Source organism: Asticcacaulis sp. (genome assembly GCF_047605585.1).
GTDB lineage: Bacteria > Pseudomonadota > Alphaproteobacteria > Caulobacterales > Caulobacteraceae > Asticcacaulis.
The window spans coordinates 831170-843421 of the sequence record NZ_JASGFK010000001.1; the positions used below are offsets into that span (position 1 = coordinate 831170).

The 12252-nt window shown below is 59.2% G+C and carries 13 protein-coding genes; 5 read left to right on the forward strand and 8 right to left on the reverse strand.

What is annotated here, in order from left to right; genetic code table 11:
* Positions 1-33: 33 nt before the first annotated feature.
* The 8 genes from QM647_RS03905 to QM647_RS03940 all read right to left on the reverse strand — a co-directional run bounded on the left by QM647_RS03905 (position 34) and on the right by QM647_RS03940 (position 8495).
* The gene (locus tag QM647_RS03905; protein ID WP_414994162.1) at positions 34-1641 is read right to left on the reverse strand and encodes a methyl-accepting chemotaxis protein; all 1608 of its coding nucleotides are present in this window, start codon (positions 1639-1641) and stop codon (positions 34-36) included.
* Positions 1642-1879: 238 nt separating this feature from the next.
* The gene (locus QM647_RS03910) at positions 1880-3781 is read right to left on the reverse strand and encodes a M2 family metallopeptidase (RefSeq protein WP_414994163.1); all 1902 of its coding nucleotides are present in this window, start codon (positions 3779-3781) and stop codon (positions 1880-1882) included.
* A 104-nt stretch (positions 3782-3885) separates the two neighbouring features.
* Complete coding sequence (locus QM647_RS03915) at positions 3886-4416, reverse strand: hypothetical protein (protein WP_414994164.1); 531 nt, start codon at positions 4414-4416, stop codon at positions 3886-3888.
* A gap of 73 nt (positions 4417-4489) precedes the next feature.
* Positions 4490-5176: a monofunctional biosynthetic peptidoglycan transglycosylase gene (mtgA, locus tag QM647_RS03920; RefSeq protein WP_414994561.1), complete on the reverse strand. Its 687-nt coding sequence runs from the start codon at positions 5174-5176 to the stop codon at positions 4490-4492.
* A 288-nt stretch (positions 5177-5464) separates the two neighbouring features.
* The gene (locus QM647_RS03925) at positions 5465-6451 is read right to left on the reverse strand and encodes a WD40 repeat domain-containing protein (protein WP_414994165.1); all 987 of its coding nucleotides are present in this window, start codon (positions 6449-6451) and stop codon (positions 5465-5467) included.
* Positions 6452-6492: 41 nt separating this feature from the next.
* Positions 6493-6912: a DUF6691 family protein gene (locus QM647_RS03930; RefSeq protein ID WP_414994166.1), complete on the reverse strand. Its 420-nt coding sequence runs from the start codon at positions 6910-6912 to the stop codon at positions 6493-6495.
* The gene (locus QM647_RS03935) at positions 6909-7328 is read right to left on the reverse strand and encodes a YeeE/YedE family protein (protein ID WP_414994167.1); all 420 of its coding nucleotides are present in this window, start codon (positions 7326-7328) and stop codon (positions 6909-6911) included. The genes QM647_RS03930 and QM647_RS03935 overlap by 4 nt, the downstream gene beginning before the upstream one ends.
* A 3-nt stretch (positions 7329-7331) precedes the next feature.
* Positions 7332-8495, reverse strand: a complete 1164-nt coding sequence (locus tag QM647_RS03940) for a CobW family GTP-binding protein (protein WP_414994168.1) — start codon at positions 8493-8495, stop codon at positions 7332-7334.
* A 145-nt stretch (positions 8496-8640) separates the two neighbouring features.
* Here QM647_RS03940 and QM647_RS03945 point away from each other — a divergent pair, with 145 nt between their 5' ends.
* The 5 genes from QM647_RS03945 (at position 8641) to obgE (ending at position 12252) form a co-directional block, all read left to right on the forward strand.
* Positions 8641-9324 (forward strand): hypothetical protein, encoded by a 684-nt coding sequence (locus QM647_RS03945; protein ID WP_414994169.1) that lies wholly within the window; start codon positions 8641-8643, stop codon positions 9322-9324.
* A 158-nt stretch (positions 9325-9482) separates the two neighbouring features.
* Positions 9483-9995 carry a 50S ribosomal protein L21 gene (gene rplU / locus QM647_RS03950; RefSeq protein ID WP_414994170.1) on the forward strand — a complete coding sequence of 171 codons (513 nt, stop codon included), beginning with the start codon at positions 9483-9485 and terminating at the stop codon, positions 9993-9995.
* A 25-nt stretch (positions 9996-10020) separates the two neighbouring features.
* Positions 10021-10290 (forward strand): 50S ribosomal protein L27, encoded by a 270-nt coding sequence (gene rpmA, locus QM647_RS03955; RefSeq protein WP_414994171.1) that lies wholly within the window; start codon positions 10021-10023, stop codon positions 10288-10290.
* A 227-nt stretch (positions 10291-10517) separates the two neighbouring features.
* The gene (locus tag QM647_RS03960) at positions 10518-11102 is read left to right on the forward strand and encodes a GNAT family N-acetyltransferase (RefSeq protein WP_414994172.1); all 585 of its coding nucleotides are present in this window, start codon (positions 10518-10520) and stop codon (positions 11100-11102) included.
* Positions 11103-11196: 94 nt separating this feature from the next.
* The gene (obgE, locus tag QM647_RS03965) at positions 11197-12252 is read left to right on the forward strand and encodes a GTPase ObgE (protein WP_414994173.1); all 1056 of its coding nucleotides are present in this window, start codon (positions 11197-11199) and stop codon (positions 12250-12252) included.

Sequence of the window (12252 nt, forward strand, 5' to 3'; positions counted from 1 at the left end):
CTTACGGGGTTTGGGGCCTGCGGCCCCATAAGCCTAAGCGACCTCTCCGGCAAACTGCTCCATATAGGCCTGCATCTGATGTGAGCTGTTACGCACCTCGCCCGCGGCGGCTTCCACCGCCTGCGCTGTGCGACCCGCATCCTGCGCGGTGGCGCTGACATGCCCGAGGTCCTCACGGATCAGGCGCGCACCTTCCACAGATTCGGCGACATTGGCCTCGATATCCGACATCACGCCGTGCTGCTGCGAAACGGCCGCGGCCACCGATTTGGTTGCTCCCTGCACTTGCACAATCGTCGTGCGGATCGCCTCAACCGTACCGGCCGAATGTTCCGCCGCCGCCTGCACCTCGAAAATCTGATCGCGGATATCATGGCTGGCGCGGGTAACGCGTGTGGACAGATTCTTGACCTCCGTGGCCACCACAGCGAAACCGCGTCCCGCCTCGCCCGCCCGTGCCGATTCAATCGTCGCATTCAGCGCCAGCAGATTAATCTGTGCGGCGATGTCCGTGATCAGGCTGACGATCTGGCCGACCTTGTCCGACTTGTCCGTCAGTTGCAGCAATGCTTGGCTGGCCGCCTCGGCCTGCTGCGCTGCCTCAACCGCCAGATCCTGCGAAACCGCGCTCTGGCTGGAAATTTCGGCGATTGATCTGGCCAGTTCATGCGTCGAGCGCGCGATGGATTCGGACCGCACCGCGGCTTCATTGGACACATCCGCCACGCGCCCGGCCTTCAGATGCGTATCCTTCGATATATCCCCCACCTTGCGGGCGCTGATCGACAGGCCCTCCGCCGTTCCGGTCACATTGGCCAGGACGCCCTCGATATTTTGCCGGAAATCCCCGATCCGCGCATGCAGGGCCTGCCGCTGCCGGGCTTCAAGCGTCGCCGCCTGTGTTTCAGCGGCCAGCCGGTCGGCCTGGAGCCGGCCAACCTCCTCGGCGCGCAGGGCGGCTTCCTGCGCGGTCAGCAGCGCCGCCGTCCGCAGACGATAGACCACCATGCCCGCCACCACCGCCACCACGGAAGCGATCAGCAAGCCGAGCAACACAGATATCCGCAGCCGGACCAGATGGTTCAGATAGGCGGTAACGCGAATATCGACCCCGACCGTACCGACAAACCGGTCTCCGTCCCAGATCGGCGCATAGGCCGAAAGAAAGGTGCCCCAATTATCGGTATAGGTCTTGTCCTCAACCTGCGCCTTGTGGGTCCGGAAAACGGTTTTCAAGGTTTCAGACGCATCCGGATAGGTTTGCAGCACATCGGTCGGTATCTCCTTCTCGCCGGGTTTGGGGATGGAGGAATCGACAATGAAGATCAGTTGGCCGTCACGTTCGACATTCGTATAGATATAGGCCAGGTCCGGATTGGCTTTCAGCAGGGCAAAGTAAGGTTTGCGAACGGTCTCATAGTCCTCATTGCCCTTGTCTTCGCGGCGTTTGATCGCATCATGCGCCCGGACATCAGTGAGATGGGCGGCGCTTTCCGCAATGGCCAGCAGGTTGCTCTGGACTTCGCGCTTCAGGCTGTAGCTGGCGCTGAAATAAACGAACAATCCGACCAGAGCACCGACGGCGAAAATACTGGCGCCGAGCAGGACGGCATCGCGCAGAGCAAGTGACCAGTTGCGCACAAATTCCCCCACAAAGAATACTGTTTTCCCAGCTGAGCTATGCGGGGAGAACGGTGAACTAATGGTTAAAAATTACCGCTTCGCCTTCTTTATCCACGATGAGGTGACGGGATATAACGTATGGGGTCTCGCCCCCACAAACCTTGCCTTGTTTCAAAGAAAAACCCGACCCCTGAGGGCCGGGTTTTTTCTTTGGAAAGAGAGAAGACTTGGGGCCGCAGGCCCCAAACCCCGTAAGTTATATCTCGCCATCCCAGCCGCACTGCTGACCGGCATTCTGTTCTTCCAGCCAGGCATTGAGCGGGGCAAAGTAGTCCATGATCGCCGTGGCATCCATCTCGCGCTGACCGGTGAAGGTTTCCAGAGCATCCGGCCAGGGCCTGGATTGCCCCATCTCCAGCATGGCATTCAGTTTTTCACCAACAGCCCGCTCGCCATAGATCGAACAGCGCGACAACGGACCCTTCCAGCCGGCTTCCTCACAGGCCGAACGCTGGAACTGGAACTGCAGGATATCGGCCAGGAAATAACGCGTATAGGGCACGCTGGCCGCCACATGATACTTCGCGCCCGGATCGAAGGCCGATTCCGGACGCGGCCCCGGCGCCTGGATGCCCTGATACTTGCGCACCAGTTCCCACCAGCGCTGATTATACTGCGCCTCGGTGATCTGACCGGAGAAAACCTCCCAGCGCCAGCGGTCGATTTCCAGACCGAACGGCAGGAAGGCCACCTTTTGCAGGGCCATCTTGAGCAGGTAGGGAATATCCTCGGATTCCCCCGGCACCTTGTCCAGAATGCCGATCTGCTTGAGATAGGTCGGCGTCACCGAACTCAGGCCGATGAAATCGCCGATCGCCTCGTGGAAGCCGTCATTGGCGCCGTTCTTGAACAGGAACGGCTGATCCATATAGGCGCGCTGGTAGAAATTATGTCCCAGCTCATGGTGGACCGTGTAGAAGTCCGTGCCATTGACCTGAAGGCAGGTCTTGATGCGAACATCCTCATTATTATCGATATCCCAGGCCGAGGCGTGACACACCACTTCACGATCCTTTGGCCGGGTGATCTGCGAACGCTCCCAGAAGGTCGACGGCAGGGATTTGAAGCCCAGCGAGGTATAGAAGCTCTCGCCGGTATGGACCATTTTCACCGGGTCGTACTTCTTCTTCACAAGCAGCTTGTCGAGACTGTAGCTCGACTTGATGCCTTTCGGCGCGACAACATCATAGATGTTAGACCAGTCCTGCGCCCACATATTGCCCAACAGGTCGGCGCGGATCGGGCCGGTCTTCGGCTGGACGGCATCGCCGTATTTCTCATTGAGCTTGCGCCGCGTATAGCAGTGCAGATTCTTGTAGAAGGGCGCCACCTGGGTCCACAGCTTGTCGGTCTCGGCAGCGAAGGCATCCGGATCCATGTCATAGCCGGAGCGCCACAGGGCGCCGGTATCCTTGAAGCCCAGCCCCTGCGCCCCCTTGTTCGAAAGCGCGGCCAGCTTGGCGTAGTCGTCCTTCATCGGCGCGGCGATACTCATCCAGCCTTCCCACATGGCGCGGGTGGTGGCCGGATCGCGAGTCTTGGCCATCACGTCCGAAGCGTCGTCGAGATTGTAGGTCTTGCCCTTCCAGGTAAACTTGCCGGTCGAATAGGTGGCGCCCAGCTTGGCGGCCACGGCCGAAAGCTCTTCCGCCGCGCCCGGTTCGGCTGCCGCCGGCAGGGTCTGGGAAATGCGCAGCAGGTCGAGCTTGCGGCGCGTCACCGGATCGGCATCGACATCGTTATACTGCGCCGATTCCATGGCGTACTTGACCGTGGCCTCGTTCAGCGCGGCATCGGCGCGAGTTTGCAGCCATTCCGTATCGTAATTGATGAAGGTGGCGCCCATCCACTGCACGTGCTGGTCATATTCGCTGAGATCGGCCAGCTTGGCCTCGGCGTCAGTGATAAAGGCCGTGGCCTCTTCCGGTGTCGGCTTGGCGGGAACCGGTGTGGCCGGCGGCGCGGGCTCGACCGGCACGGTATAGGCACCTGGCCCTGTACCGCCACCCAGCACCACAGAGGGCGCGGAAGGCGCGGTCGTGGTAGCGCACCCGGTAAGCAAGGCCACACAGGCCGCAGATGTCAGCAGATACTTCATGACCAGTCCTCCCAATGGTTAACAAATCGCAGGGAAGGCCATTTGGTTGCAGGCGTCAAGGCATTAAGGCGGCGTTATACTGCTGTATACCTCCCAAGCCTTTATCATCCTCCCAGAATTAATCGAATTGCATTCTTGGCTTGAGCAACCAACTCAAAGATATAACTCCCCAGGAAGAGAAGAGTCGCCCCCATCAGACCAATCAAAGTGGCATTGATTTTGCTTTTGACGGCTCCGTAGTACTCGAAACGCAAAATATACAGGCGATGCAACCATCTCATCGCCCAGCTTCCATTCTCTACCAGATATTTAGCTGCTCGGTACATCATATTACCGCGCATTATCATAGGTAAAACCATTGCAACCAAACACAGTCCGCTCGCTCTTACACAAAGATCGACGGCCTGATTAGTCGTGTCATGGCCGGTTATTGACCAAAACACAACACCGACGCCCAAAATGGTTGCGCCAAAAAATATGCGTAAAAGAAAATACACACGATCGTATAGTTGCGAAGCCTGGATGTCCCTACCTTTACGCGCGCCTCCCGTGACCAGCCCAGCGATACCGATAAGAGTATAAATTCCCCCAATGACCGCAGGCAGCAGTCGTAAAATCAGGTCTGCATCAGCCATATATTCCCCCTCATTATACCGGAGACGCTTTATTCTTGAATAGTAAGAATATAAAATCCCCTTCTGCTATTTTTTATTCCGCCGCACAGGCATCCAGTCCCTGGCTGACAACCGTGCGCGCATTGGCGGCGATACGGCCGGAGCGCTTGCTGCCCTTGCCCGCCTTACGCTTGATCGGATTGGGCAGGATGGCCGCCAGTTGCGCCGCCTCGGCCTTTGAGAGCGTCGCCGCGCTATGGCCGAACCAGTATTGCGAGGCAGCCTCGGCGCCATAGATGCCCGGCCCCATCTCGATCGAATTGAGATAGACCTCCATGATCCGGTCCTTCGACCACATGTGCTCGATCAGGAAGGTGTAATAGACCTCGAACCCCTTGCGGACCCAGGAGCGATCCGGCCACAGGAAGACATTCTTGGCGGTCTGCTGCGAAATGGTCGAGGCGCCGCGCTTCTTCTTATGCGTGGCATTATAACGCTCGGCCTTCTCGATGGCCTGCATGTCGAAACCATCGTGCGTACAGAACTTGGCGTCTTCCGAGGCGATGACGGCGCGCTTCAGGTTGTCGCTGATCTGATATCCCGGCACCCAGCGATGATCGAGGCCATTGCCCTGGGTCAGCTTCTCGATCATCAGGAAGGTCACCGGCACCGGTACGAAGCGGTGAATGGCGACGGACAGGATCGAAAAGGCGAAGAAGCCGACAATACAGGCGCCCACGAAACGCAACGGGCGGAACTTACGCTTTACAGTTACTGGCATCGGTTTGGGAGTCGTGGTCTCGGTCGGGTACAGGTCTTTTTCCGGCGCGGGTGAAGGCGGCGGCGCAGCGTCATAGATGGTTTCTTCACTCAGGCCCGGAACCGTCTCTTCCGGCTCATCGTCACGCTCACTCATTTAAGGCAGCCCCCACAGCCACATACGCCGAACCGATATCGCGTTATGAGACGGCGAAAAGGATTAGCTATCGAGAAACGCAGGCAGCGTACTCAAGTACGTGAGCAACGTATCGCAGATAGATGATGCTTTGCAGCCTCTCAGAACGTGATATCACGCCTCGAAGATATAGACCACGCCATCTTCATCGCCAAACAGAATGCGATTGGCCTCGCCGGAGATGGCCAGCGCCGTGATCGGCGAACCTTTCTCGCCCTTGATCCATTCCACATGGGTCGATTGCAGTTCGGCCAGCCAGACGCGGCCATCCTCGGTGCCGGCGCTGAGAATGGTCTCCTCGGCTGCCCCCGCCACCACGGAGACCATGCTGCCTTCCAGCGGATTGATCTCGGAAGCTTCCTCGCCCATCGGACCATTGGGACGCAGGAACGGCCAGACTACCGCGCCATTGGCCCCGGAAGTGGCCAGCAGCTTGCCCTTGGCGAAGAAGTCCATCGACTTGATCTTGGCGGGGTAGCCGCCCATGCGCATGTCTTTCGAATCCTTCAGGCGCCAGCCGTGCAGGGCGTTTTCCTGCATGGCGGTGATGACGAACTCCCCCGAAGGCGCCATGGCGACCTTGGTATGCGAACCGGCCCAGAACAGCTTGGTCGGCTTCTGTTTTTCATCAATGCGGGCAAACCACACGACCACGCCATTATAGGTGGCGCAATAGAGCTTGCGCGCCTTGGGATCGAAGACGAGATCCGAGACCGAATGCTCATGCGTAAAGACCTTGGTCTCCTTCTTGAGCAGATCGAGCACATGCACCTTTTTGGCCGTAGCATAGGCGATGACCTGGCCTTCAGGCGCTACGGCGATGACATCGACCCAGGCGCCCTTATGCGCCGCCAGCTCGATAGGCCCGGCATCCTTGGTGGTCCAGACCACGCGTCCATCGTCACCGCCGGTGATCACGCCGAGGCCGGTCGGGTGGATGACGGCGGTCAGGATTCCGGCATTGGGGTGCGCCTCGAAGGTCTTGTCGGCATCGGGGAAGACGATAACGCCATCGCCCAGCGCCACAATGGGCTCATCGAGTGCATCGAACAGAGCGGCCACAACAAAGGCATCGAAGGATTTTTGGTAAGCAAAGGTCATGGAGGCGCTTATAGGGAGTGAAAGGACGATTGAAAAGTGGTCTAGCGTTTCAGGGCCTTGAGCCCGAGATCGGCAATGAGGTTGCCGGTGATCAGGGCGGCGATGAAGGGCAGTATGGCCAGCGGGTCGATGCCCAGCCAGACCAGGGCCGGTCCCGGACAGATGCCGGCAATGCCCCAGCCGATACCGAACAGCGCCGCGCCGCCGATCAGGCGTATATCAATGAGGCGCGATGGCGGCTCGACCGGCGTGCCGTCGAGCGCCTGGCCCCGGCGGTTCACCCACTGGAAGATCGGCAGAGCCACCAGAACCGCACCGCCCATGACGAGGCCCAGCCCTGGCCGCCACGCGCCGGAAATATCGAGAAAGCCTTTGACATTGGCCGTATCGATCATGCCGGAAACGACCAGCCCCATGCCGAACAGGAGGCCAAAACCCAAGGGTGTCAGATAACGCCTCATGACGGCACGCCCCCCATCAGGTGGCGCACGATAAAGACCGTGATGATGGCCGTCGCCATGAAGATCAATACGGCTGTCAGTGATCGCAATGACAAGCGCGCCAGTCCGCAGACCCCATGTCCGCTCGTACAGCCATTGCCCAGACGCGTGCCGATCCCGACCAGCAGGCCCGCAAGGATCGTCAGCGCAAGCGGACTGCCGATACCGGGCGGCGTTACCCCCAACAGCCGCGCGCCCAGCCCGGCCAGAACGAGGCCGAGGATGAACAGGCCGCGCCAACCGCCCCTGGGGCCACTCAGGGCATTGCCAAAAATGCCGCTGATGCCGGCGATGCGGCCAGAGACCAGATAAAGCCCACCTGCCGCCGTTCCGATAAGGACGCCACCCGTCAGGGATAGCAGAAGGCTTTGTGTCATCTGTTATGCTGCGATGGTGGCTTCGAAACCGGCCTTGAGGGCTGCCGTATCGAGGTGACGACCGATAAATACGGCACGCGAGATGCGTGGTTCATCGGCCTGCCATTCGCGCTGCAGGTCGCCTTCCAGGATCATATGCACCGCCTGGAAGACCAGGCGCTTGTTCTCGCCCTTGACGTTCAGAATGCCCTTGGCGCGCAGAATATCCTGGCCCTTTTCCGCCAGCAGGCGATCGAGCCACTGGGTAAAGCGCATGCCATCGATCGGCTTGTCGGTGCTGAGCGACAGGCTCTTGATCTCTTCGTCGTGGATCGGATTGATGGTGTGGCTGCAATGCTCGTCATGGACGTGACCCGCCTCGCCATGCGCCGGATTATGATGGTGATGGCCGTGGTCATGATGATGGTCATGATGATGGTCATGGCCGCAGTGTTCGTCATGCACATGGCCGGGTTCGCCGTGCGCCGGATTATGATTATGATCATGATCGTGGTGGTGATCATGATGAGGGGGGTCATCGTGGCCGACCTCTTCCAGCTTGGTCAGGTCGAAGCGGTGCTGGTTCAGCAAGGTGGCGATATCGACGAAGGAACGCTGGGCGCGCACAATGCTGGCCAACGGGTTCAGCCCTTTCAGACGGCCCTCGATCTCGTCCAGCTTCGCGTCATCGACCAGGTCGGTCTTGTTGAGGATGATCTGGTCGGCAAAGGCGATCTGTTCCTTGACCACGCGGTCGGTATTCAGCGCGTCCTCGAAGTGCTTGGCATCCACGAGCGCCGTCACCGAGTCGAGATAGGTCTTCGCCTTGATGTCCTCATCGACAAAAAAGGTCTGCGCCACCGGGCCGGGATCGGCCAGGCCCGTCGTCTCGACGATGATGGCGTCGAACCGGCCTTTGCGCTTCATCAGCTGCGACAGGATGCGGATCAGGTCCCCGCGCACCGTGCAGCAGACGCAGCCATTGTTCATTTCGAACACTTCTTCATCCGCGCCGACGATCAGGTCGTTATCGATGCCGATTTCGCCGAACTCGTTGACGATGACGGCGTACTTCTGGCCGTGGTTCTCGGAGAGGATACGGTTGAGCAGGGTCGTCTTGCCCGCGCCCAGATAGCCGGTCAGGACGGTGACGGGGGTCTTTTGCGATTGGTGCGCGGTATCGGCCATGAGGTGTTACTTTATAAAGGAAATGGGTCTGGCGCTTAGTTAAGCCTTCGCGCCACGAAATCAAGCGGAAGTGAAAAACACAGCAAAAGATTCGGTGTCGGATGACCGGTCAATGCAGTAAACACTTAGCTTGAGGGGAAAAACCATGGTCTTAGCTGCGAGTACACCGCCTGCCGTACATGCGCCTGCGGAAGCTTGCGCGGACTACACACCCGTCAATCTGCATGTTTTAAGAACCACTATCGCCACGTCACCCGATTGCCGCTGGGCAGTGGTGGTGGTCGGCAGCGAAGATATCGAAGCCGGCCAAAACAACCCGACACCATTCAAACTACCCAAGCTGACAGAAGAAACCGAAAACGCATTCGTTATAGAGCGCGCTACAGGCAAGATCACTTATCGCTTCGAAATGGTACGCAGCGCCAGCCTGCACTGGTTGAAAGACAATCGCCACCTGATCATCAACTATTTCGAGGGCAGCGGAACGGATATCCCCCTTCTTTTCGTTCTGAAACCATCCCAAACACATAACCCTGTCAAACTGTCAGAACTTGTATGGCCCTCGGTCCTGAAAAGAGCCGGCATTCCATACACACCTACCAATGCATCAAGCCATTGGGTGTACCATTACTATGTCAACTTCATCGAAGATAAGGACGAGCGGCTTCTGATCTCGGCACAGCCCTGGTACACGCAGAAAGGTGATGAAGGCCCTGGCATCGTTAAATGTTACATTTACAGTATCAGCAAGGCGACATTGCGCTATCGCTTCGTTCGGGAAGACAATATAGATAATTGCCCTCGCAACCCGGATGAGAAATGGAATTAGCGGCGCGAACCGCGAACAAACCCGTTGACTCACCGAGATATCCTTGTATAAGTCGCCGCCTCTCGCCCGGAGCCTTTGGTTCCTGGGGCGTTTTTCCATTCTCCCGCGCAGGACTTTTCGCTTATAAAGCCCGGCGCCACGGCATAAGGTTCCTGACCATGTACGCGGTCATCAAAACAGGCGGTAAGCAATACCGTGTTTCGGCTGGCGATCTGATCGTTGTCGAGAAGCTCGAAGGCGAAGCCGGCGCGGCTGTCAAGTTCAACGAAGTGCTGATGCTCGGCGATGCGGCTGGTGCCGTTGTCGGCGCGCCGCTCGTTGATGGCGCCGTGGTCGAAGCCACCCTGATCGAAACCCGCAAGGGCGAGAAGGTTCGCATCTTCAAGAAGATCCGTCGTCAGGGCTATCGCCGCACCCGCGGTCATCGCCAGCTGCAGTCGGTCCTGCGCGTCACCTCGATCCTCGGCGCCGGCAAGTCTGCCAAGTGGGAAGGCACCGTCTCGCTGACCACGAAGGCCGAACTGGACGCTCGCGCCCGTAACCTGGCGCCGCGCAACCTGGCCGCCGCCATCGAAACGCCGGAAGTCGTCGCTGAAGAAGCTGCTCCGGCGCCGAAGAAGAAGGCTCCGGCCAAGAAGAAGGCCGCTGAAGCGACCTCCGAAGAAGCGTAATCACAGAACCTAAGGAGCACCTCCCATGGCACACAAAAAATCCGGTGGTTCGTCCCGCAACGGCCGCGACTCACAGTCCAAGCGCCTCGGCGTCAAGAAGTTCGGTGGCGAACTCGTTCTCGCCGGCAACATCCTCGTCCGTCAGCGCGGCACCAAGTTCTTCGCTGGTGACAATGTCGGCCTCGGCCGCGACCACACCCTCTTCGCCACGGCGAACGGCAATGTGAAGTTCACCACCAAGCGCGATGACCGTTGTTACGTGTCGATCGTTCCGACAGCCGCCGCTGCCGAATAAGTACGACCTGAAGATTTCCGGATCGTGCTTAAGATTTTAAGCCGATCCGGACCGAATATCAGAGCGGGAGTCCGGATAAAACCTGGCTCCCGTTTTCGTTTTTGGTTTTAACATAAACCAATCGTGATCCCGCTCTTTAAGACCTGTGGTGGAACCGACACAGTTCGACCCTAAATAGACCTCAAGGTGGTGCGAAGACAGCCGCCGGGGTCAGAGGAGTGAGAGACATGATCGCGCGCAACGAAACCCACCGGGCCGCCATCGGCCCACAAAAGCCTGATCAGATCAGCGTCGAAACGACGCGCCTGAGTCTGACGGCGCTGAAACCCAACGACATCGACGCCTTCATGGCCGTCTTCGCCGACCGGAATTCGGCACGGATGACGCACGCCATCCCGCATCCGCTGGATCGTAACGAGGCCGAGCGCCTGCTGGCCGATATGGCGGCCACGCCTTTCACACATTGGGCTATCCGCCTGGATGACGAACAGCTGATCGGCGTGATCAGCCTGACCAAATCGGCCTGCGGCACGGCTGGCGGCATCCATTCGTTCGGCCCGAACCTGAGCGTCTTCATCGCCCCGCAATGGCAGGGCCAGGGCTATGCCATCGAGGCGACCGACGGCCTGCTGCGCTGGGTCAAGAAGCGTAAACTGCACCGCATCATCCATGCGGCGCACTTCGCCGATAATGAGCCCTCGGCCAGCGCCCTGATCAAGGCCGATTTCCTCTATACCGGCCGCCGCACGATGGAAACCTCTCTGGCCCGCGAAGGCGCCCATCTGGCGCTCCATATGATCCGCATACTGTAGTCAAACCGGCAAATCCGGGAGCCCCGGCACGCCATTATTCGTGGCGTCGCCGGGGTTTCTTGCTTTTTCGACCGTTTTGCGTCAAAGAACCGCGATGAAATTCCTCGATCAGTGCAAAATCTTTATCCGTTCCGGCAACGGCGGCGCGGGCGCCGTTTCGTTTCGGCGCGAAAAATTCATCCCCAATGGCGGCCCCGATGGCGGCGATGGCGGCAAGGGCGGCGACGTGTGGATCGAGGCCAAGGATGGCCTCAACACCCTGATCGACTACCGCTACCAGCAGCATTTCAAGGCGAAGACCGGCACTCACGGCATGGGCCGCCAGATGCACGGCGCCAATGCCGAGGATATCGTGCTGTACGTGCCCGTCGGCACCGAGGTCTTCGAGGAAGACCACGAAACCCTGATCGTCGATCTCGATCAGGCCGGCAAGCGCCACCTGCTGGCCCTGGGCGGCAATGGCGGCTGGGGCAATACGCGTTTCAAGGGCCCGATCAACCAGGCACCGAAATTTGCCATGCCCGGCCAGGATGGCGAGGAAAAGTGGATCTGGCTGCGCCTGAAGTTGATCGCCGATGCCGGCCTGGTGGGCCTGCCCAATGCGGGCAAGTCGACCTTCCTGGCAGCATCGAGCGCCGCCAAGCCGAAGATCGCCGACTACCCCTTCACCACGCTCGTGCCCAATCTCGGCGTGATCGACTTAGGGCCTGAGCAGCGCTTTGTGCTGGCCGATATTCCCGGCCTGATCGAGGGGGCCTCCGAAGGCGCCGGCCTCGGCACGCGCTTCCTCGGTCACGTCGAACGCACCAAGGTCCTGATCCACCTGATCGACGGCACGCAGGAAGATCCGGTCAAGGCCTACAAGATTATCCGCAAGGAACTGAACGCCTACGATGAGATTCTGGGCTCGAAGACCGAACTGGTCGCCATCAACAAGGTGGATTCGCTCGATGCCGATGCCCGCAAGAAGCTGGTAACGAAGATCAAGAAAGCGTCCGGCCAGACGCCCTGGCTCATCTCCGGCGTTACCGGCGAAGGTGTGCGCGAACTGCTGTTCGCCGCGCTGGAAACCATTCAGGGCGAGGCTGTCAGCAAGGACGAACCGGCACCGGAAGTCTCCGTCCCCTATAATCCGTGGGACAACGCATAG